Source organism: Angustibacter speluncae (assembly GCF_054777815.1).
This window is the reverse complement of record NZ_BAAHAF010000059.1, coordinates 1-26,678: the sequence shown is the minus strand read 5'-3', so window position 1 is coordinate 26,678 and position 26,678 is coordinate 1. Positions and strand designations below refer to the sequence as shown.

General features: G+C 75.5%; 24 protein-coding genes and 1 pseudogene. 16 read left to right on the top strand and 9 right to left on the bottom strand.

The window, feature by feature from the left end:
* On the bottom strand, positions 1-333 hold a 333-nt coding region (locus ACYVKY_RS07335), incomplete at its 3' end, for a hypothetical protein (protein WP_460434320.1).
* A 62-nt stretch (positions 334-395) separates the two neighbouring features.
* Between ACYVKY_RS07335 and rlmC the strand changes: the two genes are divergently transcribed.
* The 3 genes from rlmC to ACYVKY_RS07320 are packed head-to-tail and all read left to right on the top strand — an operon-like array spanning position 396 to position 3,269.
* Positions 396-1,541 (top strand): methyltransferase domain-containing protein, encoded by a 1,146-nt coding sequence (gene rlmC / locus ACYVKY_RS07330; protein WP_460434319.1) that lies wholly within the window; start codon positions 396-398, stop codon positions 1,539-1,541.
* Positions 1,538-2,032: a DUF427 domain-containing protein gene (locus ACYVKY_RS07325; RefSeq protein WP_460434318.1), complete on the top strand. Its 495-nt coding sequence runs from the start codon at positions 1,538-1,540 to the stop codon at positions 2,030-2,032. Before rlmC ends, ACYVKY_RS07325 begins: the two co-directional genes overlap by 4 nt.
* Before the next feature lie 10 nt (positions 2,033-2,042).
* Positions 2,043-3,269 (top strand): NAD(P)/FAD-dependent oxidoreductase, encoded by a 1,227-nt coding sequence (locus ACYVKY_RS07320; protein WP_460434317.1) that lies wholly within the window; start codon positions 2,043-2,045, stop codon positions 3,267-3,269.
* Here ACYVKY_RS07320 and ACYVKY_RS07315 read toward each other — a convergent pair.
* The 3 genes from ACYVKY_RS07315 to ACYVKY_RS07305 are packed head-to-tail and all read right to left on the bottom strand — an operon-like array spanning position 3,247 to position 6,744.
* On the bottom strand, positions 3,247-4,029 hold the full coding sequence (locus ACYVKY_RS07315) for an LLM class flavin-dependent oxidoreductase (RefSeq protein ID WP_460434316.1): 783 nt from the start codon (positions 4,027-4,029) through the stop codon (positions 3,247-3,249). The genes ACYVKY_RS07320 and ACYVKY_RS07315 overlap by 23 nt on opposite strands.
* Positions 4,026-5,432 carry a pyridoxal phosphate-dependent decarboxylase family protein gene (locus tag ACYVKY_RS07310; protein WP_460434321.1) on the bottom strand — a complete coding sequence of 469 codons (1,407 nt, stop codon included), beginning with the start codon at positions 5,430-5,432 and terminating at the stop codon, positions 4,026-4,028. The genes ACYVKY_RS07315 and ACYVKY_RS07310 overlap by 4 nt, the downstream gene beginning before the upstream one ends.
* A gap of 1 nt (position 5,433) precedes the next feature.
* The gene (locus ACYVKY_RS07305; RefSeq protein WP_460434315.1) at positions 5,434-6,744 is read right to left on the bottom strand and encodes an MFS transporter; all 1,311 of its coding nucleotides are present in this window, start codon (positions 6,742-6,744) and stop codon (positions 5,434-5,436) included.
* 86 nt (positions 6,745-6,830) lie between these two features.
* Here ACYVKY_RS07305 and ACYVKY_RS07300 point away from each other — a divergent pair, with 86 nt between their 5' ends.
* The gene (locus tag ACYVKY_RS07300; RefSeq protein ID WP_460434314.1) at positions 6,831-7,673 is read left to right on the top strand and encodes a peptidoglycan-binding protein; all 843 of its coding nucleotides are present in this window, start codon (positions 6,831-6,833) and stop codon (positions 7,671-7,673) included.
* Between the two features lie 3 nt (positions 7,674-7,676).
* On the opposite strand, the gene ACYVKY_RS07295 is transcribed toward ACYVKY_RS07300, so the two are convergent.
* From ACYVKY_RS07295 to ACYVKY_RS07285, 3 genes are all read right to left on the bottom strand, one after another.
* Complete coding sequence (locus tag ACYVKY_RS07295; RefSeq protein WP_460434313.1) at positions 7,677-9,362, bottom strand: alpha/beta hydrolase; 1,686 nt, start codon at positions 9,360-9,362, stop codon at positions 7,677-7,679.
* A 104-nt stretch (positions 9,363-9,466) separates the two neighbouring features.
* Positions 9,467-10,222 carry an ABC transporter permease gene (locus tag ACYVKY_RS07290; protein WP_460434312.1) on the bottom strand — a complete coding sequence of 252 codons (756 nt, stop codon included), beginning with the start codon at positions 10,220-10,222 and terminating at the stop codon, positions 9,467-9,469.
* A 3-nt stretch (positions 10,223-10,225) separates the two neighbouring features.
* Positions 10,226-11,209, bottom strand: coding sequence for a DrrA family ABC transporter ATP-binding protein (locus ACYVKY_RS07285; protein WP_460434311.1), 984 nt, complete (start codon positions 11,207-11,209; stop codon positions 10,226-10,228).
* Positions 11,210-11,442: 233 nt separating this feature from the next.
* Between ACYVKY_RS07285 and ACYVKY_RS07280 the strand changes: the two are divergent.
* From ACYVKY_RS07280 to ACYVKY_RS07245, 8 genes and pseudogenes are all read left to right on the top strand, one after another.
* Positions 11,443-12,843 (top strand): annotated as a pseudogene (locus tag ACYVKY_RS07280) (alpha-amylase); the annotation flags it as partial.
* 84 nt (positions 12,844-12,927) lie between these two features.
* Positions 12,928-13,314: an SGNH/GDSL hydrolase family protein gene (locus ACYVKY_RS07275; RefSeq protein WP_460434310.1), complete on the top strand. Its 387-nt coding sequence runs from the start codon at positions 12,928-12,930 to the stop codon at positions 13,312-13,314.
* Entirely contained in the window at positions 13,212-13,430 is a 219-nt protein-coding gene (locus ACYVKY_RS07270) for a hypothetical protein (protein WP_460434322.1), read from the top strand. The genes ACYVKY_RS07275 and ACYVKY_RS07270 overlap by 103 nt, the downstream gene beginning before the upstream one ends.
* Before the next feature lie 4 nt (positions 13,431-13,434).
* Entirely contained in the window at positions 13,435-14,235 is an 801-nt protein-coding gene (locus ACYVKY_RS07265; RefSeq protein WP_460434309.1) for an SGNH/GDSL hydrolase family protein, read from the top strand.
* The gene (locus ACYVKY_RS07260; RefSeq protein WP_460434308.1) at positions 14,232-15,440 is read left to right on the top strand and encodes an MFS transporter; all 1,209 of its coding nucleotides are present in this window, start codon (positions 14,232-14,234) and stop codon (positions 15,438-15,440) included. The genes ACYVKY_RS07265 and ACYVKY_RS07260 overlap by 4 nt, the downstream gene beginning before the upstream one ends.
* A gap of 43 nt (positions 15,441-15,483) precedes the next feature.
* Complete coding sequence (locus ACYVKY_RS07255; protein ID WP_460434307.1) at positions 15,484-16,692, top strand: GNAT family N-acetyltransferase; 1,209 nt, start codon at positions 15,484-15,486, stop codon at positions 16,690-16,692.
* A 136-nt stretch (positions 16,693-16,828) separates the two neighbouring features.
* Complete coding sequence (locus ACYVKY_RS07250) at positions 16,829-17,824, top strand: type IV toxin-antitoxin system AbiEi family antitoxin domain-containing protein (protein WP_460434306.1); 996 nt, start codon at positions 16,829-16,831, stop codon at positions 17,822-17,824.
* A complete protein-coding gene (locus ACYVKY_RS07245; protein ID WP_460434305.1) occupies positions 17,821-19,965 on the top strand; it encodes a S9 family peptidase in 2,145 nt (714 codons plus the stop codon). Before ACYVKY_RS07250 ends, ACYVKY_RS07245 begins: the two co-directional genes overlap by 4 nt.
* On the opposite strand, the gene ACYVKY_RS07240 is transcribed toward ACYVKY_RS07245, so the two are convergent.
* On the bottom strand, positions 19,917-21,068 hold the full coding sequence (locus tag ACYVKY_RS07240) for a PP2C family protein-serine/threonine phosphatase (RefSeq protein ID WP_460434304.1): 1,152 nt from the start codon (positions 21,066-21,068) through the stop codon (positions 19,917-19,919). The two genes, ACYVKY_RS07245 and ACYVKY_RS07240, sit on opposite strands and share 49 nt — an antisense overlap.
* Before the next feature lie 102 nt (positions 21,069-21,170).
* Between ACYVKY_RS07240 and ACYVKY_RS07235 the strand changes: the two genes are divergently transcribed.
* The 3 genes from ACYVKY_RS07235 to ACYVKY_RS07225 all read left to right on the top strand — a co-directional run bounded on the left by ACYVKY_RS07235 (position 21,171) and on the right by ACYVKY_RS07225 (position 24,851).
* The gene (locus ACYVKY_RS07235) at positions 21,171-22,070 is read left to right on the top strand and encodes an Fpg/Nei family DNA glycosylase (RefSeq protein ID WP_460434303.1); all 900 of its coding nucleotides are present in this window, start codon (positions 21,171-21,173) and stop codon (positions 22,068-22,070) included.
* A gap of 94 nt (positions 22,071-22,164) precedes the next feature.
* Positions 22,165-22,932: an ABC transporter ATP-binding protein gene (locus ACYVKY_RS07230; RefSeq protein ID WP_460434302.1), complete on the top strand. Its 768-nt coding sequence runs from the start codon at positions 22,165-22,167 to the stop codon at positions 22,930-22,932.
* The gene (locus ACYVKY_RS07225) at positions 22,929-24,851 is read left to right on the top strand and encodes an ABC transporter permease family protein (RefSeq protein WP_460434301.1); all 1,923 of its coding nucleotides are present in this window, start codon (positions 22,929-22,931) and stop codon (positions 24,849-24,851) included. Before ACYVKY_RS07230 ends, ACYVKY_RS07225 begins: the two co-directional genes overlap by 4 nt.
* Before the next feature lie 17 nt (positions 24,852-24,868).
* On the opposite strand, the gene ACYVKY_RS07220 is transcribed toward ACYVKY_RS07225, so the two are convergent.
* Positions 24,869-25,399, bottom strand: coding sequence for a subtilase-type protease inhibitor (locus ACYVKY_RS07220; protein ID WP_460434300.1), 531 nt, complete (start codon positions 25,397-25,399; stop codon positions 24,869-24,871).
* A gap of 202 nt (positions 25,400-25,601) precedes the next feature.
* On the opposite strand from ACYVKY_RS07220, the gene ACYVKY_RS07215 reads away from it, so the two are divergent.
* On the top strand, positions 25,602-26,678 hold a 1,077-nt coding region (locus ACYVKY_RS07215), incomplete at its 3' end, for an AAA family ATPase (RefSeq protein WP_460434299.1).

Below are 26,678 nucleotides of genomic sequence, written 5' to 3'. Positions count from 1 at the left end.
GACCTGCGCGGCGCCGGCGTCGTCGCGGGCCAGCAGCGGACGCGCGGCCCGGTGCAGGTCGGCCTCGGCCTCGGCCCGGGAGCGGGGCAGCCGCGAGCGACGGGCCGCGGCCAGGGCGTCGTCGAGCGCGGCGCGGTCCTGCGGGTCGGCCCCCTCCGCGAGCACGGTGAGCTGCGTGCGGCGCTCGTCGAGGGTGTCGAGCAGGGCCGACCAGCGCCGGTCGACCTCGCCCCGCGCGGCGTGCACCGGGCGCAGGCCGACGGTCATCACCACCGCGCTGACGGTCGACGAGACCACGAACACCGCCACCACGACCCAGATGATCACGTCCACGCGACGACCCTAGGAGGCGCGCACCCGACGGCCGCGCGGGGTCCCGCGCGTACGGTGGACGGGTGCGGTGCGGCTACTACGACGCGGGGCTGTGCCGCTCCTGCACCTGGCTCGAGGTGCCCGACGACGTCCAGCTCGACCGCAAGCAGCAGCACGCGGCCGACCTGCTCGCCCCGTGGCCCGACCTGGCCTGGCTCCCGCCCGTCGCCGGCCCCCGGGAGCGGTTCCGCAACAAGGCGAAGATGGTCGTCGGCGGCACGGTCGAGGCCCCGACGCTCGGCATCCTCGACGCCGCCGGCGCCGGCACCGACCTGCGGCACTGCGGCCTGCACGAGCCCGTGCTGCACGAGGCGCTGCCGGCGCTCGCCGACCTGGTCACGCTCGCCCGGCTGACCCCGTACGACGTGCCGGCCCGGCGCGGCGAGCTCAAGCACGTCATCGTCACCGCCTCGCCCACCGGACGCCTGATGGTGCGGTTCGTGCTGCGCTCGACGGAGGCGGTGCCGCGGCTGCGCAAGAACCTGCCCACGCTGCTGGAGCGGCTGCCGCACGTCGACGTCGTGTCGGTGAACCTGCAGCCCGCGCACGCGGCGGTGCTCGAGGGCGAGCACGAGGAGCTGCTGCACGGCAGCACCCTCGCCGTCCCGCTGCACGACGTCACCCTGCACCTGCGGCCGCAGGGTTTCTTCCAGACGAACACGGTGGTCGCGTCCGCCCTGTACGAGCAGGCCCGGTCGTGGGCCGCAGAGGTCGGGCCGCGCACCGTGTGGGACCTGTACTGCGGCGCAGGCGGTTTCGCGCTGCACCTGGCCGCGTCCGGGTGCACCGTCACCGGTGTCGAGCTGAGCGCCCAGGCCGTCGAGGCCGCCACGGACAGCGCGACGCAGGCGGGGGTGGACGCCCGGTTCGTGGCCGCCGACGTCGGCGCCTGGATCCGCGAGCAGGACACCGCGCCCGACCTCGTGGTGGTCAACCCGCCCCGGCGCGGCATCGACCCCGCGCTCGCCGCCTGGCTCGACGCCTCGGACGCGCGGCACCTGCTCTACTCGAGCTGCGAGCCGCGCACCCTCGCCCGCGACCTGGCGGCGATGCCGTCCTGGGCCCCCGTCCGCGCCCGGGTGTTCGACATGTTCCCCCACACCCCGCACCAGGAGGTGCTGGTGCTGGCCGAGCGGAACGGGCCGGTGCACCGCAGGATGACCTCGTGAGCAGGCAGCGGATCGAGCCCGGACCGGGCCAGGAGTCGGTGTGGGACTACCCGCGTCCCCCGCGGGTCGAGCCGACCGACGAGGAGGTGGTCGTGCGGCTCGGCGGGGTCGAGGTGCTGCGCACCACCCGCGCGCTGCGCGTGCTCGAGACCAGCCACCCTCCGACGTACTACCTCCCGCGCGCCGACTTCGCCGACGGCGCGCTGCGTCCGGCCGAGGGGTCGTCGTTCTGCGAGTTCAAGGGCCACGCCTCGTACCTCGACGTCGTCGGCGGCGACGCCGTGGCGGCCGGTGCGGCCTGGACCTACCCCGATCCGTCCCGCGGCTTCGAGGTGCTGCGCGACCACGTCGCCCTGTACCCCGGCCGGATGGACGGGTGCACCGTGGCCGGCGAGGAGGTCGTCCCCCAGGAGGGCGGCTTCTACGGCGGCTGGATCACCTCGCGCGTCGTCGGACCGTTCAAGGGCAGCCCCGGCACCTGGGGCTGGTGAAGGAGGAGTGGTGGACGCACCCCGCACGATCGTGGTCGTCGGTGCCGGCCTGGCCGGCGCCAAGACGGTGGAGGCGCTGCGCGACAAGGGTTTCGACGGCTCGCTGACGCTCGTGGGCGCCGAGACGCACCTGCCGTACGAGCGCCCGCCGCTGTCGAAGGGCTACCTCAAGGGCGACGACGAGCGCGACTCGTTCGAGGTGCACGACCGCGCCTGGTACGACGAGCACGACGTGGTGCTGCGGCTCGGCGAGACGGTCACCGCGCTCGACCTGGACGGCGGCACCGTCACCACCGACGCCGGCGAGCTGCCGTTCGACGCCGTTGTCCTCGCCACCGGGTCGGAGCCGCGCCGGCTCGACCTGCCCGGCGGCGACCTCGACGGGCTGCTGACCCTGCGCACGGTCGACGACAGCGAGCGGCTGCGCGAGGCGTTCACCCACGGCGCCCGGGTGGTCGTCGTCGGCGGCGGGTGGATCGGCCTCGAGACCGCCGCGGCGGCGCGCGAGCGGGGCGCCGAGGTCACCGTCCTGCTGCCCGAGGACGTCCCGCTCGAGCGGGTGCTCGGCGCCGACCTGGGCGGGATGTTCGCCGGGCTGCACCGCGAGCACGGCGTCGACCTGCGCACCGGGGTGCAGGTCACCGGGTTCCGGGGCGACGGACGCGTCGACGGGGTCGAGCTGGGAGACGGCACCGTCGTCCCGGCCGACGTCGTGGTGCTGGGCGTCGGTGCCGCACCGCGGACGGCGCTGGCCGAGGCCGCCGGCCTGGCCGTCGACGGCGGGGTGCTCGTCGACGCCTCGCTGCGCACCTCCGACCCGCGGGTGCTGGCCGTCGGCGACATCGCGGCCGAGGACCACCCGACGCTGGACGGCCGGGTGAGGGTCGAGCACTGGGCCACCGCGCTCAACCAGCCGGCCACGGCGGCGGCCACCCTGCTCGGCCAGGAGGCCTCCTACGACGAGCTGCCCTACTTCTTCAGCGACCAGTACGACCTGGGCATGGAGTACCTCGGCTCCGCCGACCCCTCGTCGGACGAGCTCGTCGTGCGCGGCGACCTGGACGGCAGCGAGCTGGTCGCGTTCTGGCTGCGGGAGGGCCGCGTCGTCGCCGGCGCGAACGTGAACGTCTGGGACGTCGTCGAGGACGTCAAGGCCCTGATCCGCTCGGGCGCGCAGGTCGACCGCGCCCGCCTCGCCGACCCCGACGTGCCGCTCAGCGACCTGGCCCGCGGCTGACGACCTCCTCGAACGGCTCCTCCCAGCCCGGCTCGGACGGGTCGGCCGAGGTGACCAGCCAGGTCGCCCCGGCGTCCGCCCACGCCGCCGGGTCGGCCGGGCCGGACGGCGACGCCACGACCTCCCACCCGTCCGGGACGTCGCCGCCGAGGTAGCCGCGCAGCACGTCCGGCGTGAGGTCCTCGCCGATCGCCACCACGCCCTCCCACCGCCGCGCCCGCGCGAGCGGGCGCCGGTTCGGCACCACGCCCGCCACCCAGACCGGCGGGCGCGGACGGGTGACCGGTCCGGGCCGCACCTGCGCGTGCACGGCGTAATGCTCGCCGTCGTGGTCGACCCGCTCGCCGCGCAGCAGGCCGTCGAGCACGGCGAGGTGCTCGTCGAGCATCCGGGCGCGCACCCGCGGGTCGGCCTCGTCGCCCCAGTCGGAGAAGTCGCGGTCCGGCGGCTCGCCGAGCCCGACGCCGAGCACCGACCGTCCGCCGGAGAGGTGGTCGAGGGTGAGCAGCTGCTTGGCCAGCACCGCGGGCCGGCGGCGCGACAGCGGCGTCACCAGCGTCCCGAGCAGCACCCGGTCGGTCTGCGCCGCGATCGCACCGAGCAGCACCCACGGGTCGTGCACGGGCGGGTCGACCGACTCGCGCCAGCGCAGGTGGTCCCACAGGAACACGCCGTCCCAGCCGGCCGCCTCGGCCGCCACGCCCCAGCGGACCACCCGGGCGGCGTCGGTGAACGGGGGGACGCTCAGCAGGTACCTCATCCGAGCAGCTCCAGGACGGCGGCGACCAGGGCGGCGCGCAGCCGCGGCGGGCAGGCGTCGAGCAGCGCGTTGACCGGCGCCATCCGGTCGGGCAGGGCCGGGGCGCCGGCGTCGCCGACGAGCCCGGCCGCCTGCAGCAGCCCGCCCAGCGTCTGCTCGTCGAGGGCGTCCGGGTCGAGACCTGCTGCGAAGGCTGCGATCTCGGCGGGGACGGTGACCGGTCCCGCGTCGCGGGCGGCCTGGGTCGCCAGGGCCAGGTCGCGCCCGAGGTCGTCGACCGGCGTCGCCGCCGACAGCGACAGGTGCAGCGTCGGCGGGTCGCCGCGGAACGACAGCTGCGGCTGCACGTGCCAGCCGCGCGCGGCCATCTCGTCCGCGAGGGTGAAGACGTCGAGCCGGTCGTCGGTGCCGAGCGCGAGCAGCGTGGAGTCCGGCCGGGCGGCGACGTGCAGGCCGTCGACGCCGTCCACGGCCGCGGCCAGCCGCAGCGTCGCCTCGCGGGCGGTGCGGGCGAGGTCGAGGTAGCCGTCGCGACCGATCGCGCGGACCGCCGTCCACGCGCCCGCCAGCGGGCCGCCCGGACGCGTCGACTGCAGCGTCGGGTTCACCACCGTGTAGCCGGGCCAGTCGCCCCAGGCGAAGACCTGGCTGCGGCGCAGGGCGGCGCTGCGGTGCAGCAGCAGCGAGGTGCCCTTCGGCGCGTAGCCGTACTTGTGCAGGTCGACCGAGATGCTCGTGACGCCGTCGACCGCGAAGGTCCAGGCCGGACGGTCGGGATCGTCGTCGAGGAACGGCAGCACCCAGCCGCCGATGCACGCGTCGACGTGGCACCGGATCCCGCGCGCCGCTGCGGCGGAGGCGATCTCGGGTACCGGGTCGACGACCCCGTGCGCGTACGACGGCGCCGAGGCGACCACCAGCACGGTGTCGTCGGTGAGCGCCGCCGTGGTCGCGACCGGGTCGGCGCGGTGCGTCGCCGGGTCGACGTCGACCACGACGGTGCGGACGCCGAACAGGTGCGCGGCCTTGTGGAACGCGGCGTGCGCCGTGGACGGCAGGACCATCTCCGGACGCAGCACGTCGGGACGGGCGTCGCGCGCGGCGAGGACGGCGAGCAGGCACGACTCGGTGCCGCCGGAGGTGGCGGTGCCGGCGGCCCCCGGCGGGGCGTCGAGCAGGGCGGCCGCGAACGCCACGAGGTCGCGCTCCATCGCGGCCAGGCTCGGGAAGGCGGTGGGGTCGAGGCCGTTGGTGCCCGCGAAGGCGGCGACCGCCTCGGCCGCGAGGGCGTCGACCTCGGCGAGACCGCTGTCGTAGACGTAGGCGAGCGTGCGTCCCCCCCGCACGGGCAGGTCGTGGACGCGCAGCGCCTCGAGCTCGCCGCGCACCGCGTCGGCGGTCACCTCAGGCACGTCCGGTCCTCCCGTCGTCGTGGTAGCCCCGCAGCAGCAGCAGCGACACCAGCACCAGCACGGCGGGGACCAGCGAGAACCCCAGCGCGATCGCCGTGACCGCCGAGTCGGGCTGCTGCACCGTCGCGCCGGTCGAGGAGCGGTAGCCACCGAGCGCCAGCACCAGACCGTACAGACCCGGACCGAGCGCCAGACCGAGCGTCTCCCCCGCCGTCCAGACGCCCGTGAAGACGCCGGTGCGGTTCTCGCCGGTGCGGGCGGCGTCGCGCGCCGCGACGTCCGGCAGCATCGCGAGCGGGAACATCTGCGCCCCCGCGTACCCGACACCGACCACCGCGACGGCGGCGTAGACGACGACCGCGGGCAGGCCGCGGGCCGCGACCAGCACCAGCGCACCGAGCGCGAGCAGCAGCGACGCGGCCACGTACCCGCGCAGCTTGCCGTGGCGCGCCCCCACCCGCTGCCACAGCGGGGTGACGAGCAGCGCGGGGCCGACGAAGGCGACGAACAGCAGGGTCGAGGCACCGGGGTCGCGCAGCACGTGCCGCGAGACGTAGTCGACGCCGGCGAGCATCGCGCCGGTGGCCAGCGCCTGGAGCACGAACGCGCCCAGGAGGGAACGGAAGTCGCGGTCGCGACCGGCGACGGCGAGCTGCTCGCGGAAGGTGCCGCCGGCCGCCACGACGGTGCCCACGGGGGCGTGCCGCGTGCCCCACCACGCGCCGAGGGCACCCGCCGCGATCACCAGCGCGATCACGACGCCCATGACGAGGTACCCGCGCTCGGGACCGACGGCGTCGCGCACCAGCGGCGCGCTCGCCCCCGAGACCAGGATCGCCAGCGCCAGCACCGCCACCCGCCAGGTCATCAGCCGGGTGCGCTCGGCGTAGTCGTCCGTGATCTCGGCCGGCATCGCCACGTACGGCACCTGGAAGAACGCGTAGGCGGACGCCGCCAGCAGGAACGCCACCGCCACCCAGGCCCCCGCCAGCGCCGGTGGCGAGGCCGGCCCGGCGAAGATCAGGGCGAACGAGACCGCCAGCGCCAGACCGGCTCTGAGCAGGAACGGTCGCCGCGGCCCGGACGGGTGCCGCGAGCGGTCGCTGATGCGGCCGGCCACGGGGTTGAGCAGCACGTCCCACGCCTTGGGCAGCGGGACCAGCAGGCCCGCGACGCCGGCGGCCACCCCGAGCCGCTCGGTGAGGTAGGGCAGCAGCAGCAGGCCGGGCACCGTCCCGAACGTGCCGGTCGCCACCGAGCCCAGCGCGTAGCCGCGACGTGCGGAGGCGGGGAGGGCGTTCACGTCGCGACCCTAGGGGCCTGTGGACGACGCGGGCGGCGGCGACGCGCGCGTTCCTAGGGTCGACCCACACCGACCCAGGAGGAACCGTGCAGAACACCCAGGACGGACGGATCACCCGCCGCCACCTGCTCACCGGCGCGGGCGCGCTCGCCGCCGTGGGGCTCACCGGCGCCCCGGCGCTCGCCGCGCTGCCCGCGGCGAACATGGAGGCGGTCGTCAAGGCCGCCCAGATCGATCCGCAGCGCGCGGGCACCGCGCTGACGCCCGGTGCCCGCGACTCGGTGCTGCTCGTCGAGCGCGCCCTGGTGGCGAAGGGCCTGCTCGCGAGCAGCTACGTCGACGGCCACTTCGGCTCGAAGACGGTCGAGGCGTACGCCGCCTGGCAGCGGCGGCTCGGTTACTCCGGGCTCGGCGCGAACGGCCTGCCCGGTCGCACGTCGCTCACCCGGCTCGGCGAGGGACGCTTCACCGTCTCGCGGGCGATCGGCCCGGGCAGCCGGATCACGTTCCGCGGCAAGGCGATGAACGAGCGCACCAAGGCCATGCTGCTGGAGGCGGAGCGCCTCGCCGGGCGCACCTACGGCGTCACCCAGGGGTCGTACAACCCCGGTGGCGTCGGCGCCTCCGCCGGCACCCACGACGGCGGCGGTGCGCTCGACCTGTCGGTCTCGGGCCTGACCACGACCCAGCGCACCACCGCCGTGCGTTCCCTGCGGCGGGTCGGCTTCGCCGCCTGGTACCGCAGCCCGTCCGAGGGCCCGTGGAACGCCCACATCCACGCGATCGCGATCAGCGACACCGACCTGTCGTCGGGCGCCCAGTCGCAGGTCGGCGACTACCACCTCGGCCGGAACGGGCTGGCGAACGACGGCGCCGACACCGGCCCGCAGGTCACGAGGGTGACTTGGGAGGAGTACCGCCGCGCCTGAGGGTCACAGACCGGGCGACCACACCTGCGGGCGGACGGGGACCTGCTGCGGCAGCCCCTGCGGCGAGCCGGAGCGCAGCGTCGTGGCCGGCGGCGGGTCGAACGGGGCGCGGTCGGCGGCGCACACGGCGCCGTCGGTCGCCTGCCCGTCGACCAGGTAGCGGGCCACGGCCTCGTCGGCGCAGGCGCTCTTGCCGAGGATCGTGTGGCCCCAGCCGTCGAGCGTCAGCACCCGGGCGTCCGGGAAGTGGTCGGCGTAGGGCTGGGTGTTCTCGTACGGCGTCGCCGGGTCGAACCGGGTGCCGATCACCAGGACCGGCGTCTCGACGTCCTGGTCCCAGGGACCCAGGTAGGCGTCCTCGTCCGTCACCGGGACGTACTCGCAGACCTGCGTCGCCCAGGTGCGCAGCCCGGCGAAGTGCGGCGCCTCGGCCTCGGCCTCGGCGGCGAACCGCCCGTACGCCAGCGGGTCCCCGGTCTCCGCGGTCTCGGCGCAGATCGTGAAGTTCGTGCCGACCGAGACGTAGTCCTCCTTGCGCAGCCAGGTGGCGAACGCGGCGGCACCACCCGGTGCGGACGCCAGCGCGACCGGCGACCCGGCCTGCTGCGCAGCGGCCATCGCCGCCAGGTCGGCTGCCAGCGCCGGCCACTGGGTCGGCTCGTACAGCGAGATGAAGGTCGCGCCGACCGCGACGTCGTAGGTGACCTCGAGCTCGGTGCCGTCCGGCAGCGGGAGGGTGACCGGGGCCTTCTCGAGGCCCTGCAGCAGCTGCTCGGTGACGGTGGCGGGGTCGCCGAGCGCGGCCAGGGCGCACGCGTCCGGACCCGCGGCCGCGCACTGGGCGTGGAACTCGGCCAGCACGTCGCGGGCACCGGTGTGCTGGTCCATCCGCAGCGTCAGCGGGCGGCGGTCGCCGTCCGAGCCGGAGTAGGCGTCGGGGACGACGGTGCCGTCGAGCACCAGCGCCCGCACCTTGCCGGGGAACAGCTTCGCGTAGGTGGCGCCGAGGTGGGTGCCGTAGGAGTAGCCGACGTACGACAGCTGCTCGTCGCCGACCGCCTGGCGCAGCAGGTCCATGTCGCGGGCGACGTTCGCGGTCGACATGTGCGCGAGCCGGTCGCCCGAGGTGGCCGTGCACGAGGCGCCGAGCTTGGCGCTCTGCAGCGTGAACCGGTTTTCCTGCCACGCCTTGTACGGGAACGACACCTTCTGCCGCGCGAGGAACGCGGCCTCGCGCGCCTGGGTCGGGAAGCACGTCGTGGGGTCGGACGCGCCGACGCCGCGCGGGTCGAACCCGATGACGTCGAAGCGGGCCCGCACCTCGGGCGTCCAGGCGAGCTCGCCCGCGCTCTGGACGAAGTCGACCCCGGAGCCGCCGGGGCCCCCCGGGTTGGTGAACAGCGACCCGATCCGGTTCGCCGGGTCGGTCGCGGGCAGCCGGGTGAGCGCGAGCGTCGTGGTGGCGCCGTCCGGCTCGTCGTGGTCGGTCGGGACGGTCGCGGTCGCGCACTCGAAGGCGGCGAGCGCCGGGTCGTCGCCGCAGGAGGCCCAGGCGAGCTGCGGGACGGCAGCGGTCGTCGACGCAGCCGTGGGTGCGGCGACGGCGGGGACCCCGGACGCCAGCAGGGCCGCGGCGCCGAGGACGGCCGCGGCCCTGCCGAGCGGTCGGGTGGTGGGACGGGTTCGCATCGGGACTACCCCCAAGGTCTGGTCGGACGGTGCCCGATCGACGCTAGGGTCCGATTCACCCCGGGTCGTCCCCCTGGAGGTGGACCTGCGGGGTCATCCGGTGGTCAGGCGTTCTCCTTGCGGAAGGTCGACGTCCCCCACCAGACCGCCACCGCGCTCAGCGCGACCGCCCACACCCCGCCCCAGAGCGTGGTCGAGGTGGCGAGGTCGCCCACGAAGCTCGCCCGCACGGCGTCGACGATGTGCTTGATCGGCATGAAGTCGCTGGCCGTGATGAGCCACTGCGGCGCCAGCGTGATCGGGATGAGGATGCCCGACAGCAGCAGCACCGGCAGGAACACCGAGTTCAGGATCGGTGCCATCACGTCCTCGCTCTTGGTGGTGAGCGCGAGGCCGTAGGAGGCCGCCGAGCACGCGCCGCCGAGCAGCAGGGTCAGCGCGATGCCGAGCACCGCGCCGCCGAGCGAGGCGTCCATGCCGACGACGTACCCGAGCCCCACCAGCACCAGGGTCTGGACGAAGATCAGCAGCACGTCGCGCAGCAGCCGGCCCATCAGCAGGGCCGTGCGGTTCGCCGGCGTCACCCGCTCGGCCTCGACGACGCCCTCGCGCCACTCGGCGATCAGGCCGAAACCGGCGAAGAACGCGCCGAAGACGCCGAGCTGCACCAGCAGCCCGGGGACGAACAGCGTGTAGGCGTTGTCGAAGCCGAGCTGCTGCGCGAACGGCTCGAGCAGCGGCCCGAACAGGAACAGGTAGAGCACGGGCTGGGTCAGCCCGATGATCACCCAGGCGGGGTTGCGCAGATTCATCCGCAGCTGGCGTCGGAAGACCACGAAGGTGTCACGCAGGAAGCGCACGGCTCACTCTCCTTCTCGCAGCGAGCGACCCGTGAGGGTCAGGAAGACGTCGTCGAGGGTGGGGCGGCGCACCTGGAACGAGGTGACCTGCACCCCGCGGCCGTCGAGGTCGCGCAGGAGACCCTGCACGCTGGCGCTGGCCCTGGGCACCCGCGCGCTGACGCGGTGGCCGTCCACCTCGACGTCCTTGCCGCTGCCGTCGGCGCGTTCGCGGGCCAGTCCCTCGAGCACCTGCGCCGCGCTCGCGGCCACGTCGGCGTCGGCGACCTCGAGCTCGACGAGGTCGCCAGACACGTTGTCCTTCAACGCGTCCGGGGTGTCGGAGGCGATGATCTCGCCGTGGTCGATGACGATCACGCGGTCGCTCAGCGCGTCGGCCTCGTCGAGGTAGTGGGTGGTGAGGAAGACGGTCGCGCCGCGCTGGGTGCGCAGGTCGCTGATGTGGGTCCACAGGTTCGCCCGGGCCTGCGGGTCGAGGCCGGTGGTGGGCTCGTCGAGGAACACCAGGGTGGGGTCGTGGATCAGGCCCATCGCGATGTCGAGCCGGCGCCGCTGGCCGCCGGACATCGTCTTCGGCTGGCGCTCCCACAAGCCGTCGAGCGCGAGCTGCTCGAACAGCTCGCGGCCGCGGGTCTCGGCCTGCTGCTGCGAGATCCCGTAGAGCATCCCGTGGTCCATGATCTCCTCGCCGGCGCGCGCGACCTGGCTGGTCGACCCGGCCTGCGACACGTACCCGATGCTGCGGCGGACCTCGACGGGCTGGGTCAGCACGTCGTACCCGGCCACGGTGGCCGACCCGGCGGTCGGGCGCAGCAGGGTGGTCAGCATCCGCAGGGTCGTGGTCTTGCCTGCTCCGTTCGGGCCGAGGAACGAGACGATCTCGCCCTCGGCGACGTCGAGGTCGACGCCCTTGACGGCCTCGACCGCGACCTTCTCCCGGCCCTGGCGGGTCTGGAAGGTCTGGACGAGCCCACGCGCGGTGATCACACGCTCTCCCTCTGTCGACTGGTGATGCCTGACCGACCTGCGGCGGCGGCGGAACTCATCGGGACGCTAGGCCCTGACACGGCGTCAGGGTCGACGCCGTTCTGCGCCGACGGCGAACGAGGGGTTGACGCCGGGACGAAACCACCCATACCGTCCGAGCCTGCAAGATCTTGCAGGAACTGCCTGCAGGTTGCACCACCCCGCACTGGCCGACGACGTCCAGAGGAGCCCCCGTGACCACCACCACCCGCCGCCTCGCGGCCCTGGCGAGCGGGGCGCTGCTCGCGCTGACCGCGCTCGCCGTCCCGACCCCGGCCCAGGCGCCGGCCTCGGCCACCCCGCCCGGCGGCAAGGACGTCACCGCCGTGCTGTTCCAGTGGGACTGGGTCGACGTCGCCCGCGCCTGCACCGAGACGCTCGGGCCCGCCGGCTACGGCTACGTCCAGGTCTCGCCGCCGCAGGAGACGATCCAGGGCGGGCAGTGGTGGATCTCCTACCAGCCCGTGTCGTACTCGATCGGCAACCGGCAGGGGACGCGCGCCGAGTTCGCCGCGATGGTGCAGACCTGCCACGGCGCCGGCGTGAAGGTGCTCGCCGACGCCGTCGTGAACCACATGAGCGCGGGCTCCGGCACGGGCACCCTCGGCACGCAGTACTCCAAGTACCGGTACCCGGCGCACTACGCCGACCAGGACTTCCACGGCTGCCGCTCCTCGATCACGAGCTACGGCGACCGGTGGCAGGTGCAGAACTGCGAGCTCGTCGGACTGAGCGACCTCGACACCGGCAGCCAGTACGTGCAGCACGAGATCGCCGACTACCTCGACGACCTCCGCTCGCTCGGGGTCGACGGTCTGCGGATCGACGCGGCCAAGCACGTCTCCTCGTCCGACCTCGCCGGCATCAAGGCGAAGATGTCGGACCCCGGGACCTACTGGGTGCAGGAGGTCATCTACGGCGGCGGCGAGCCGATCACGCCGGAGGAGTACACCGGCACCGGCGACGTGCACGAGTTCCGGTACGGGACGAACCTCAAGCGGGTCTTCCAGAACGAGAGGCTCTCGTACCTGAGGAACTTCGGGCAGTCGTGGGCGATGCTCCCGTCGAGCCAGGCCGTGCCGTTCGTCGACAACCACGACACCGAGCGCAACGGCTCCACCCTCACCTACCGCGACGGCTCGACCTACACCCTCGCCAACGTCTTCATGCTGGCCTGGCCGTACGGGTCGCCCGCGGTCCACTCCGGGTACGAGTTCTCCGACCACGACGCGGGTCCGCCGCGCGACGGCGACGTGGCGTCCTGCTACGCCGACGGGTGGAAGTGCCAGCACGCCTGGCGCGAGATCGCCGGCATGGTCGGGTTCCGCAACGCGGTGAGCGGTACCGGCGTGACCCGCTGGTGGGACAACGGGAACGACCAGATCGCGTTCGGGCGCGGCTCGTCCGGGTACGTCGTGATCAACCACGAGGGTGGGACGCTCACCCGCACCTTCGAGACCGACCTGCCCGCGGGCACCTACTGCGACGTCACCGACGGACCGGGCTGCACCGAGACCGTCACCGTCGACGGCAGCGGGCGGTTCACCGCGAGCGTCGGCGCCGGCGGCCAGCTCGCGATCCACGTGGGCGCGCGACGGTGAGGTGACGGCCCGGCGAACACTGCGCGACCACCCGTCGTTGGGCTCGACGGACCGCCTGCACCGCGGTCCGATGGGACGGTGCAGCCAGGCCGGTTCGTCGCGATCGGGGACTCGTTCACTGAGGGCGTCGGCGACCCGCACCTGCACTTCCCCCACGGGTACCGCGGGTGGGCCGACCGGATGGCGCGCCAGCTGGGACGGGCCGACCCGCGCTGGGAGTACGCGAACCTCGCGATCCGCAGCAAGCGGATCGACCAGGTGCTCGACGAGCAGCTCGAGGCCGCGGTGGTGCTGCGTCCGACGCTCGCGACCTTCGTCGCCGGCGGAACGACCTGCTCGCGCTGCGGTCCGACGTCGGCGCCGTGCTCGCCCGGTACGACGAGGCGGTGGCGACGCTGGCGTCCGTCGCGTCCGAGGTGGTGTTCCTGCGATCGGAGGTGCTGCCGCTGGTGCACCGGCGCCTGACCGGCCGCATCGAGGGCGACACCGCCGAGCCGAAGTGGCCCGAGCCGGTGCGCCCGGCCGACGGCCTGCAGCGGCTGGCCCGCACGCGTGGGCACCGGCGGCAGGTGCCAGCATGACGGGGTGAGCTCCACCCGCTGGTCCCGCTACGTCGCCCTCGGCGACTCCTTCACCGAGGGCCTGAACGACGACGAGCCGGTCGACCACCCGGCGGTCGCGACGCCCGACCGGTACTCGGGGTGGGCCGACCGGCTGGCCGCGCTGCTGGCCGCCGACGCCGAGGCCGAGGGCCGCCCGTTCGACTACGCGAACCTCGCCGTCCGCGGCCGCCTGCTCGCCGACGTCGCGGGCCCGCAGGTCGACGCCGCGCTCGAGCTCGGCCCCGACCTGGTGAGCATCGTGGGCGGCGGCAACGACATCCTGCGCCCGCGCGCCGACGTCGACCGGCTCGCGGTGCAGCTCGACGGCGCCGTGGCCCGGCTGCGGGCGTCCGGGGCCGACGTGCTGCTGTGCACGCCCGTCGACCCGCGGTTCGCGCCGGTGATCCGGCACACCCGCTCCCGGGTCGCGACCGTCACCGCCCACATCAACGCGATCGCGCGCGAGCGCGGCGCCTACGTGATCGACATGTGGGCGATGCGGGTGCTGCGCGACGGGCGGCTCTGGTCGACCGACCGCATCCACCTCACCCCCGAGGGCCACGCGCGGGTCGCCGCCGAGGCGTACGCCGCGCTCACCGGCGCGCAGCGGCTGGGGGCGCCCTGGCGCGAGCCGCTCGGCGACGACCTGCCCGAGACCGACCTCGGCCTGCGCGCGAACGCGGCCTGGGCGCGCGAGCACGCCGCGCCGTGGGTGCGGCGTCGCCTGACCGGCCGCTCCTCCGGCGACACCGTCGCCCCCAAGCGCCCGCAGTGGCGGGAGTGAGCGTCCCGGCCCGCGTCGCCGCGGGCACGGCGCTCACCTTCGTCGCGGTCGTCGCGGTCAGCCTGACGCTGCGCTCGCCGATCGCGGCGGTGTCGCCGGTGCTCGGCGAGATGCGGGCCGACCTCGGGCTCGGCGCGGGCGCGGCCGGCCTGCTCACCACCCTCCCGGTGCTCTGCTTCGCCGCGTTCTCCGGCCTGTCCCTCGCGCTGTACCGCCGCACCGGTGCCGAGGTGGCGCTCGTCGCGAGCATGATCGTGCTCGCCCTCGGCACGCTGCTGCGCTCGGCACCCGGCTCGTCGCCGTGGCCGGCGATGGCGGGCACGGTGCTGATCGGCCTCGGCATCGCGGTCGGCAACGTCGTGGTGCCCGTGGTCGCCAAGCGCGACTTCGGGCACCGGTCCTCCTTGGTCGTCGGCGTCTACACCGCCTCGCTCACCGGCGGCGCCGCCCTCGCCGCGGCCGGCACCGCGCCGGTGGCCGACCAGGTCGGCTGGCGCCCGGCGCTGCTCACCTGGGACGTGCTGGTCGTGGTCGCCATCGGGCTCTGGGTGGCGGTCGGCGTCCAGCGCCGCCGCCGCGAGTCCGCTCCGGTCGAGGACGCGCCGCCCGTCCGCAACCCGCTGTGGCGCGACCGCACCGCGATCGCGCTGGCCGTCCTCTTCGGCACCCAGTCGCTGCTCTACTACGCGATGACCGCGTGGCTGCCGTCGCTGCTCGGCTCGCCGCTCGAGGCCGGCGGGCAGCTGCTCGACCGCTCGCACGCCGGCGTCGCGCTCTCGCTCATGCAGGTGGTCGGTATCGCCGGCAGCCTGCTCGTCCCGACCCTGCTGCACCGCGGCCGCGACCAGCGCACCCTCGGGCTCGTCATCGGCGCGCTCTGGCTGGTGTCGCTGCTCGGCCTGCTGGTGGCGCCGGCGGCCTGGCCGGCGTGGGTCGTGCTCATGGGGTTCGGCCAGGGCGCCGGCATCAGCTACGCGCTCGCCGTCATGGTGCTGCGTGCGGGCGACGACGCGATGGCCGCGCGGCTGTCCGGCTTCGTCCAGGGCGCCGGGTACCTGCTGTCCGCCGGCGGACCCGTGCTCGTGGGCGCCGCCTTCGACCGCACCGGCTCGTGGCACGTGCCGCTGCTCGCGCTCGCCGGGGTCGCCGTCGTCCTCACCGCGATGAGCCAGGTCGCGGGACGCGACCGCACGATCGCGCACTGAACTCGCTGGCCAGGCGCGACGCGCGCGGGCCAGGGTGGACGCCGTGGACCTCCCCGGCGGCCTGGTGCTGCGACCCTCGACGCCCGACGACCTCGAGCAGGTCGGCGCCCTGCTCACCGAGCGCGGCGAGGCCGACGACGCCGTCGACCACCGGCTCGTCGTCGAGGACCCCGACGCCGGGTACGGCTCGTGCGCCGTCGTCGTCGACGGCGACCGCGTCGTCTCGACCGCGCTGCTGCTCGACGAGCAGGTGCGGGTCGGCCACGGCGACGCCGCGGTGACGCTGCCCGCCGGCCAGGTCGAGCTGGTCGCCACCGACACCGACTACGAGGGCCGCGGTCTCGTCCGCGAGCTGATGGGCTGGGCGCACCGGCGCTCGGCCGAGCGCGGGCACCTGCTCGGCGTGATGATCGGGATCCCGTACTTCTACCGGCGGTTCGGCTACGAGTACGCGATCGACATCCCGCCCGCGCCCTCGCTCACCGGGACGCCCGACGCCCCGGGCACGGGCACTCTGCGCGCCGCGACCCCCGACGACCTCGCCGGGATCGTCCGACTGCAGGACGCCGCGCAGGCCGGCGCCGACGTGGCCGTCCCCCACTCCGCGCCGCGCTGGCGCTGGCTGCTGGCCCGCGACGGCACCACGGTCTGGGTGGTCGAGCGCGACGGCGAGGTGGTCGCCACCGGCCGCGCGACCGACCCGGACGAGGGCGTGCTGCTCGCCGAGGCGGCCGCCGTCGACCGCGACGCCGCCGCCGACCTGGTGGCGCAGCTCGCCGCCACGGCGGGCGAGGACGGCCTACAGGTGCAGCAGCGCCGTGGCCCGGTCGACGAGGTCTGCACCCCCTGGTACGCCGACGAGGACCGCACCGCCGAGCAGTACTACGTGCGCCTGCCCGACGTCCCCGCGGTGCTCGACGCCCTGTCACCCCTGCTGACCGCGCGGCACCTGGCGACCGGTGCCGAGGCCCGCGACCTGGTGATCTCGACGTTCGGCGCCCACTACCGGCTGCCGTGGACGGGCGAGGCGTTCGGCCCGACCGTCGCGGGCGGCCCGATGCAGGCTCCCGGCGCGGCCGGCGGCCTCGGCTGCGCCCCCGACTGGCTGCCCGCGCTGCTGCTCGGCCCGCTCGGCCTCGCGGGACTCAAGCGGCTGCGTCCCGACGTCTACCCCGGCCGCGACGCCGAGTGGCTCGAGGCGCTCTTCCCGCCCCTGTCGTCGGACCTGCTGATGTTCTACCTGCCGTACTGACCCGAAGGCTGCACCGTCGGACCCCCTGGAAGGGGTCGGATCCTCCCGTCTTCCACAGGTCGGCGGGACGCACGGCTGTCCACAGCGCGAGGGTTCCGCCCGGCGGCGCGCCCGGCCGCTGCGCCAGCGTGCGCCCGTGCCCGACGACCTCGCCGCCCACGTCCGCCGCCAGGCGGGAGCCGTCACCCGAGCGCAGGTGCTGGCGAGCGGCCGCAGCCGCAAGTGGCTCGAGCACCGGCTGCGGTCCGGTCGCTGGGTCCGGGTGCACCCGGGCGTCTACGTCACGCACCGCGGACCGCGCGGGTGGCGCACCCGGGCTTGGGCGGCGGTGCTGCACGCCGGACCCGGGGCGGCTCTGGCCGGCCGGGCCGCCGCCTACGAGCTCGGCATGACGCGGCGCCCGCCGGACGTGGTCGAGGTCGCCGTCCCGGTCTTCCGCCGCGCGACCGACGTGCCCGGTGTGCGGGTGCGGCGGCGCGTCGACCTCGAGCGCGCCACGGCGCGGGTGCTGCCACCGCGGACGCGTGCGCCCGAGACGGTGGTCGACCTGCTCCCCGCCTGCCGCGACCAGGACGCCGTGGTGGCGCTGCTGTGCGACGGCGTGCGGGCCGGGGCGCACCCGCAGTCGGTGCGCGAGCTGCTCCTGCCGAGGCCCCGCTGGCGCTGGCGCGGTCTCGCGCTCGCGGCGCTGCAGCAGTGCGAGGCGGGCATCGAGTCACCCCTGGAGCTGCGCTTCCACACCGACGTCGTGCGGCGGCACGGGCTGCCGGTGTTCGAGGCGCAGGTGCGCGAGCAGCTCGACGGGTGGTGGATCCGGGCCGACGCCCGGTGCCGGGTCGCGCCGGTGCGGGTGGAGCTGGACGGCAGGCTGGCGCACCCGGGCGGGCGCACCGACGCCGACACCTGGCGGGACAACGAGGTGGTGATCGGGACGACGGAGATCACCCTGCGGTACCGGTGGCGGCACGTGGCGGGCGACCCGTGCCGCACGGCGCAGCAGGTCGTCCGGGCGTTGCGCTCGCGCGGGTGGACGGGGACGCCGCGCCCGTGCCGGTCCGAAGGCTGCACGGTCGGACCCCCTGGAGGGGGTCGGACCGCACGTCCTTCGACCGACCGTAGGCTCGGCCCGTGACCGACGCCACGAAGCCCCCCGTCGCCGCGAAGGTGCCCTCCGAGCGCACCCACCACGGCGACACCGTCGTCGACCCGTACGAGTGGCTGCGCGACAAGGAGTCGCCCGAGGTGCTCGCGCACCTGGAGGCCGAGAACGCCTACGCCGCGGCGCAGACGGCCGACCTGGAGGACCTGCGCACGCGGCTGTTCGACGAGATCAAGCAGCGGACGCAGGAGGACGACCTGTCCGTCCCGGCCCGCCGCGGCGACTGGTGGTACTACGCGCGCACCGTCGAGGGCGGCCAGTACGCGGTGCACTGCCGGTGCCCCGCGTCCGGCGACCCGGCCGACCCCGCGTCGTGGACGCCCCCGACGATCGAGCCCGGCACCCCGGCCGAGGGCGAGCAGGTGCTGCTAGACGGCAACGCGGAGGCCGAGGGCCACGCGTTCTTCTCCCTCGGCGCGCTCAGCGTCTCCCGCGACGGCCACCTGCTGGCGTTCTCCGCCGACCTGGTCGGCGACGAGCGGTTCACGCTGCGGGTCAAGGACCTGCGCACCGGCGAGGCGCTGGCCGACGAGGTGCCCGGCGTCTTCTACGGCGCCGCCTGGGACGCCACCGGCGAGAGCCTGTTCTACACCGTGGTCGACGACGCCTGGCGTCCCTACGAGGTGCGCCGGCACGTGCTGGGCACGCCGGCGTCCGACGACACGGTGCTGCTGACCGAGCCCGACGACCGGTTCTGGGTCGGTGCCGAGGTCAGCACCAGCAAGCGGTTCCTGCTGGTCGGGTCGGCGTCGCGCACCACCAGCGAGGTGCACGCCCTCGACCTCACCGACCCCGACGGCGAGCTGCAGCTGGTCGCCGCGCGCCGCGACGGCGTCGAGTACGACGTCGACCACGTGGTCGTCGGCGGGCGCGACCGGTTCGTCGTCACGCACAACGCCGGCGCCGAGGACTTCGAGCTGGTGCTCGCCGACGTCGGCGACCCCGACCCCGCGCACTGGACGCCGCTCGTCCCCCACGAGCGCGGCACCCGGGTCGTCGGCGCGACGGCGCTGCACCGCGCGATCGCGGTCCAGCTGCGCCGCGACGCGCTCAGCCGGGTGCTCGTGATCCCGCTGACCGACGAGGGCACCGGCGAGGCGTGGGAGGTGCCGTTCACCGAGCCGCTGTTCACCAGCGAGATCGGGCAGGTCGGCGACCCGGCGTCCCCGCTGCTGCGGGTGTCGTACTCCTCGTTCGTCACCCCGGGCACGGTCTACGACGTCGACCTCGCCAGCCACGAGCTGCTGCAGCGCAAGCAGTCACCCGTGCTGCCGCTCGACGGCGCGGACTTCGACCCGGCCGGGTACGAGCAGCACCGCGAGTGGGCGACCGCGGCCGACGGCACGCGGGTCCCGATCTCGCTGGTGTGCAGGGCGGGCACCCGTCCGGACGGCTCGAACCCGGTGCTGCTGTACGGGTACGGCTCGTACGAGCACAGCATCGACCCGGCCTTCACGGTGCCGCGGCTGTCGCTGCTCGACCGCGGCGTCGTGTTCGCCGTGGCGCACGTGCGCGGCGGCGGCGAGCTCGGCCGGCACTGGTACGACCAGGGCAAGATGACGAGCAAGACCAACACGTTCACCGACTTCGTCGCCTGCGCCGAGCACGTGGTCGCGAGCGGCTGGGCCGCCCCCGACCGGGTGGTCGCGATGGGCGGCTCGGCGGGCGGGCTGCTGATGGGCGCGGTCACCAACCTGGCGCCCGAGCGGTTCGCCGGCGTGCTCGCCCAGGTGCCGTTCGTCGACCCGCTCACCTCGATCCTCGACCCGTCGCTGCCGCTGACGGTGATCGAGTGGGAGGAGTGGGGCAACCCGCTCGAGCACGCGGACGTGTACGCCTACATGAAGGCGTACTCGCCGTACGAGAACGTGCGCGACACCGCGTACCCGCCGGTGCTGGCGATGACGAGCCTGCACGACACCCGGGTGCTCTACGTCGAACCCGCCAAGTGGGTGGCGCGGCTGCGCGAGGTCGCGCCCCAGGGCGGGCCGTACCTGCTGAAGACGCAGATGGACGGCGGCCACGGCGGCGCGAGCGGGCGCTACGAGACGTGGAAGGAGCGGTCCTACGAGATGGCCTGGGTCCTCGGGCGTCTCGGCCTGACCGGGCGGTAGGCCAGCTCGAGCACGAGCATCGCCATGTCGTCGCCGTGCCTGCCGTCGGTCCACTCGTCGACGAGCTCGCGCAGCCGCGTCAGCCCGTCGATCGCCGGGCCCTCGCTGAGGGTGCGGCCGACCTGCTCGAGGGCGGGGAAGAACTCCCCGCCGCGGTGACGCAGCGGCCCGCGCATCCACCAGCGCTTGGGCCGGCGCGCCTCGAGCAGCCCGTCGGTCACCAGCACGATGCGCTGGCGCTTGTCGATGGTGTGGAACGTGCTGTGCGGCGGCTCGAACAGCATGCCGAGCGGCGGCGCCGGGTCGGCGTCGAGCTCGCGCGCCGAGCCGTCCGGGCGGACGACGATCGGCGCGGGGTGCCCGCACGAGACGACCTGCAGGTCGCCGTCCGGCTGCATCTGCAGCAGCCCGACGGTGACGAACTCCTCGGGGCGCGCGTCGCGCTCGACCGAGCGGTTGAGCGCCATCGCCAGCCCGGACAGCACCGGCTCGGTGTGCGCGATCTCGCGGAACGCGCCGAGGACCACACCCGCCATCCGGACGGCGTCCATGCCCTTGCCCTGCACGTCGCCGATGAGCACGCGGGTGCCGTACGGGGTGGCCACGACCTCCATCAGGTCGCCGCCGATGCGGGCCGACGACGTCGCCGACTGGTACAGCGTCGTGCAGTGCAGCCCCCCGACCATGTCGGGGATCGGGCGCATGATCGCGCCCTGCGCAGCCTCGGCCACCGACGACAGCGACACCAGCGCCCGCACGCGGTGCTCGCGCGCGTAGGCGATGAGCACGGCGCCGATCGTCGCCAGGGCGATCAGCGCGAGCCGCACCTGCTGCCCCTGGTCGAGGGCGAGCTCCTGCCCGTCGGCCCCCACCTGCAGGTACCCGAGCGAGACCCCGGCCAGGGTGGCGGCCAGGCCGACCAGCGCGGTGGCGAGCGGCGGCGCGAGCGCGGCGGCGACCAGCGGGACCGCCACGATCGCGCCCATCCACTGCAGGGTCGGGCCCTCGAGCAGCTCGCCGACGAACAGGATGCCGAGGACGACCATCGCCACCGCGGTGCCGACCAGCGGCCCGTCGAAGCGGGTGGGGAAGCTCTCGCGCACGGGGTCAGCCTTCCACCCCCGGCGGGCACCGTGCGCGCACGGCACGAACCGGTTCACCTGCGTGCACCGCGTGATGTCGGCCACCGCACGTAGAGTGCGGCCGTGCCCGAGCTGCCCGAGGTGCAGGCCCTGGTCGCGTTCCTGCGTGAGCGGGCCGTCGGCGCCGTCGTCGCGGCGGTCGAGGTCGGGGCGATCAGCGTCCTGAAGACCTACGACCCCCCGCCCACCGCGCTCGCCGGCCTCGAGGTCACCGGCGTCGAGCGGCACGGCAAGTGGGTCTCCGTCGACGTGAGCGGCCTGCACCTGGTGTTCCACCTGTCCAAGGCGGGCTGGCTGCGCTGGTCCGACGCGCTCGCGCCGACCCCGGTGCGGCCCGGCAAGAGCCCGATCGCGCTGCGGGTGCGCCTCGACGGCGCGTCCCCGTCCGACCCCGCGAAGGTGCAGCCCGACCGGCTGCCCGGGTTCGACCTCACCGAGGCCGGGACGAGGAAGCGGCTGGCCGTCCACGTGGTGCGCGACCCCGCCGAGATCGAGCGGATCGCCTCGCTCGGGCCCGACCCGCTCGACGACGGCTTCGACCGCGCGGCCCTGGCCGCCCTGCTGGCCGGGGCGAACAAGCAGGTCAAGGGCCTGCTGCGCGACCAGAGCGTGCTCGCCGGGGTGGGCAACGCCTACAGCGACGAGATCCTGCACGCGGCCCGGCTCTCGCCGTTCGCGATCGCCGCCAAGCTCGACGACGAGCAGGTCGACCGGCTGCACGAGGCGCTGCACCGGGTGCTCGACCACGCGGTCGACGAGGCCAGCGGCAAGCCCGCCGCCGAGCTCAAGGACGCCAAGCGTGCCGGCATGGCCGTGCACGGGCGCACCGGCCAGGCCTGCCCGGTGTGCGGCGACACCGTGCGCGAGGTCTCGTTCGCCGACTCCTCGCTGCAGTACTGCGCCACCTGCCAGACCGGCGGCAAGCCGCTCGCCGACCGCCGCCTCTCGCGGCTGCTGAAGTAGCCCACCCGCGCCGACGAAAGTCGCAGCGGCGGGCGGGACCGCGGCGACCCTCGCCCGATGCCCGCGGGGGGCGCCCGCGCCCACGCTGGACGCCATGACGATCCCCCACCTCCCGGTGGCCGAGCAGCTCGCCCAGCAGCTCGGCCCGATGCCCCACCCGATGGCCCGCCCGGCGACGGACGCGCTGCTGCAGGCCCGCGGCGTCGTGCGCAGCTACGGCCCCACCCGCGCCCTGGCCGGCGTCGACCTCGACATCGCGGCGGGCCAGTCGGTCGCCGTCATGGGGCCGTCCGGCTCCGGCAAGTCGACCCTGCTGCACGTCCTGGCCGGCATCGACGTGCCCGACGGCGGCACCGTGCTCGCCGAGGGCCGCGAGGTCAGCCGGCTGGGCGACGCCGAGCGCAGCCGGCTGCGCCGCGAGCGGTTCGGCTTCGTGTTCCAGTTCGGGCAGCTGCTGCCCGAGCTGCCGGCCGACGAGAACGTGGCGCTGCCGCTGATGCTGGCGGGGCAGCGCCGTCGCGCCGCGCTGGCCGTCGCCCGCCCGTGGCTCGACGCGCTCGGCCTGGTCGGGCTGCACGGACGGCGCCCGGGCGAGATGTCGGGCGGCCAGGCGCAGCGGGTCGCGATCGCGCGCGCGCTCGTCGTCCGCCCGGCCGTGGTGTTCGCCGACGAGCCGACCGGCTCGCTCGACCAGGCCACCGGGCACGAGGTGATGCAGGTGCTGACCCGGGCGTGCGCCGACACCGGCGCCGCGCTCGTCGTGGTCACCCACAGCGAGGAGGTCGCCCGGTGGTGCCACCGCGTGGTGCACCTGCGCGACGGCATGGTCGTGCACGACGTCCTGCAGGGCGCGGCGCGGTGAGCGCCGTCCGGCTGGCCGCGCTGCTGGTGCGGCGCGGCGGGCGGCGCGCGGTGCAGCAGAGCGGGCTGATGGTGCTCGCGACCGCGATCTGCACCGCGCTGCTGCTGCTCGCCTACAGCGGCTGGCAGGGGTTCGCCGACCGCGCCGACCGCACCCAGTGGCGCGCCTCGTTCGAGGACGTCCAGGCCTCGCTCGACTCGGTCGCCGGCGAGCCGGTCGTCCTGCTCGACGTCCGCGCCGGTGCGCCCACGCCCCCCGGCGTGGCCCCGCTGCGGGAGGGCGAGGTGCGGGTCAGCGCCGCCGCCGAGCGGCTGCTCGACGGGCTGCCGGCCGCGTCCGGCCGCGACCGGTTCGTCTCGGACGCCCGCGTCCCCGGCGCCTTCGACGGCGGGACGCTCGGCGCCGGCGCCCTCGTCCACCCCGACGAGGCCGTGGTGGCCGTCGGCCGCGCGGCCGACGACCGCAGGTTCGAGTTCGGCGTCGGCTACTTCGGGAGCCAGGACGGCGAGATGTACCTGTTCCTGGCCCAGATCGGCGTGGTGCTGGTGGCCGTGCCGCTGCTCGCGCTGGGTGGCGCCGCCGCCCGGCTGGGGGTGGTGCGGCGCAACGAGCGGCTGGCGGCCGTGCGGCTCGTCGGCGGCACGGGCGGGCAGGTGCTCGGCCTGGCGATGACCGAGGCGCTGGTCGGCGCGGTCGCCGGCGTCGTGCTCGGCGTGCTCGGCTACCTCGCGCTGCTCGTCCCCGTCGGCGCGGTGCCCTTCCAGGGCGCGGGCTTCGGGGCGGCGGGGCTCTGGCTCGGGGTCGGGCAGCTCGCCGGGGTGGTGGCCGTCGTGCTGCTGCTCACGGCCGGCAGCACCCTGCTCGGGCTGCGCAGCGTGCTGGTGACGCCGCTCGGCGTGGTGCACCGGCACACCCCGAGGTCGCTGCGCGCGGTGCGGCTCGTGCTGCTCGTGGTCGCGCTGCTCGGCTGGTCGGCGTGGGGCGGCGGGCTGTCCCCCACCGACGGCGCGGCCGAGCGCACCGCGATCGCGGTCGGCCTGCTGGTCGTCTTCGGCGTGCTCACCCTGGTCGGTCCGTGGGTGCTCGGGCTGTGGGGGCGCGTGCGGGTGCGCACCGCCCGCAGCGTGCCGCAGCTGCTCGCCGCCCGTCGGCTGGTCGACGACCCCCGGGGCGCCTGGCGCGTCGTCGGCGGCCTCGCGCTGGCCTCGTTCGTCGCCGGGACGGTGTCGGTCGCGTCCGCGGTCACCCTCGGGGAGGCCTCGGACCGGAACGAGATCTCGGTCGTGGTGCCGGCCGCACCCGACGGCACCGCCCAGGACGCCGCGGTCGACGCCGTCGTCCCCGAGCTCGAGCGCCGTGGCGTCGCCGTCGAGGCGAGCCCGGCCGACGAGGTCGGGTACCGGTACCTCTGGCTGCGGCTGCCCGCGGGCCTCGACGAGGACGCCCTGCGCGGCACGATCGCCGCCGGCCTGCCCGGCGCGGTCACCGAGACCTCCCGGGACCTCGACGCCGCCGAGGCGTCGACGCTCGCCGACGTGGGCCGCGGCGGGCTGCTGGTGCTCGTCTTCGCTTTCGTCGTCGCCGCCACGGGGGCCGGCATCGGTGCGGCCGCCGCCGTGCTCGACCGTCGCCGCACCTACGCCCTGCTCGCGCTCGCCGGGACGCCGCTGCAGGTGCTCGACCGCGCCCGCCGGGCCGAGCTGCGCGGGCCGCTGCTGCTGACCTCGGTGGGCTCGCTGCTGGTGTCGTGGGTGTTCCTGCTGCCGCTCGGCGCCAAGGAGCTGTTCACCGACCCGGCCGCGCTCGGCCAGGTCGCGGCCTGGGTCGGTGCCGGCGTGGTCGTGGTGCTGCTGGCGTCCGAGGCGAGCGGGCCGCTGCTGCGCACGGTGGTGCGCACGGCCCACGTGCGGCCGGACTGACGGTCGGGAGCCGGTGGTCAGGAGTCGGCGTCGACCACGCCCAGCAGCGCGGTCATGGCGTCCCAGCGGCTGATCTCGCACCCGTTCACGCGGGAGAAGGACGAGTCGACCGGCTGGCCGTTCACGGTGCCGGTCACGACCGCGGTCTGCGGGCCGCCGTAGACCTGGGTGCACATCATGTCCGGGTCGACCGGCTGCAGCGGCAGCGCGGCGGTGGCGCTCAGCTGCTCGCAGGCCACCTCGGGCTGGGCGACGTCGCCGCCTGCCGGCTCGCAGGTGAGCGTGACGGTCGTCTTCCCGCCCGCGCCGTCGTCGACCACCGCGGTGAGGTCGACCGGGCCGATGTCGCCGGCCTCGCCGGAGGCGGGCTCGGACGTCGTGAGCGACGGGCTCGGCGTGGTGAGGCTCTCCTGCGGCACGGACGAGGGCGCGGGCTCGTCCGCCGGCGCGGTCGCGGCGCCGTCGTCGCCGCCGGCGCACCCGGCCAGGGCGGCGGCCACCCCCAGGGCGGCGAGCAGGGCGAGCGGGCGGTCGGTGACGGTGCGCAACGGAGCCTCCGGTGGTCGTCGGACGGTGCGGTCGGTGCAGGGGTGGGACGCGGCCGGTGGCGCCGCGGTTCCCCCGAGCATGCCCGACTGGTCCTGGTCCGTGGACCATTGCCCTGCGCGATACCCGTGAGTACGGTGACGGGGCCCGGGGGTCCGGGCCGGGCGTATGAGGGGTGTACGACTGGTGCAGACGCGAACAGCGGTGCGAGCTGGGTCCTCGCACCTCCTGGTCGGCCGCGCGAACCTGCTCGCGAGCGTCGACGCGGCGCTCGACGCAGGTCGCAGCGTCGTCCTCACGGGTCCCGACGGCATGGGGAAGAGCGCTCTCCTCGACGCCGTCGCCCGCTCCCGCCCGGACGAGCTCGTGCTGCGGGCGTCCGGGGCGCAGGCCGAGCGCTGGATCGGCGGCGCCGTGCTCGCCGACCTGCTGGCCCAGGTGCCCGACGTCCCCCGGCCGGACGGCCTGACCGCCGACGACCTCGGCACCCGCGGCCCCGCCTGGCTCGGGCTGCTCGCCGCGTGCGCCCGCGAGCAGCCGGTGCTGCTCGTCCTCGACGACGCCCAGTGGATCGACCCGACGTCGGCCGACGTGCTCACCTTCGCCGTCCGCCGGCTGCTCGACGCCGGCGTGCGGGTGGCGATGACGTGGCGCTGGGACGGCTCGCCGCGCGCGCTGCCCGTCGTCCCCGAGGGTGCGGTGCGGCTGGAGCTGCCGCCGCTCACCGCCGACGACCTGGCCGCGCTGCTCGAGCTGCACGGGCTGTCGGGCCGGGCGGCCGCGCAGGTGCACCTGGAGTCGGCCGGCAACCCGTTCCTCGCGCTCGCGCTCGCGGGCGCGTTCGTCGACCACGGCCCGGCCCAGCGCCCGGAGGCGCCGTCCCCGGCCCTGGTCGCGCTCGTCCGCAGCCGGCTGGTGGGCCTGACCGCCGCCGAGCGGGAGACGCTCGTGGTCGCCGCCCTCGCCAACAGCCCGACGATCGGCCTGCTCGAGCGCGCGGGCTGCGCCGACGCCGACCACGACGTCGCGCGGGCGGCCGACGCCGGGCTGGTCGTGCTCGACGACGGCGCCGTCCGGTTCACCCCGACCAGCGCCGCGCGGGTGGTGCGCCTCGACACCACGGCCGCGCACCGCGCCCGCGTGCACACCGCGCTCGCCGACGTCGTGACCTGCCCGGCCGAGCGCGACCGGCACCTCGCCCGCGCCGACGCGCACCCCGACGCCGAGCCGCCGGCCTCGCTGGCCGACGCCGTGCAGGTCGCCCTGCGCCGCGGCGCCCAC

Bases quoted from the DNA above. Each gene is read 5' to 3' on its own strand.
- ACYVKY_RS07315 (WP_460434316.1), bottom strand. From the start codon at position 4,029: ATGAGGTACCTGCTGAGCGTCCCCCCGTTCACCGACGCCGCCCGGGTG.
- ACYVKY_RS07295 (WP_460434313.1), bottom strand. From the start codon at position 9,362: ATGCGAACCCGTCCCACCACCCGACCGCTCGGCAGGGCCGCGGCCGTC.
- ACYVKY_RS07230 (WP_460434302.1), top strand. From the start codon at position 22,165: ATGACGATCCCCCACCTCCCGGTGGCCGAGCAGCTCGCCCAGCAGCTC.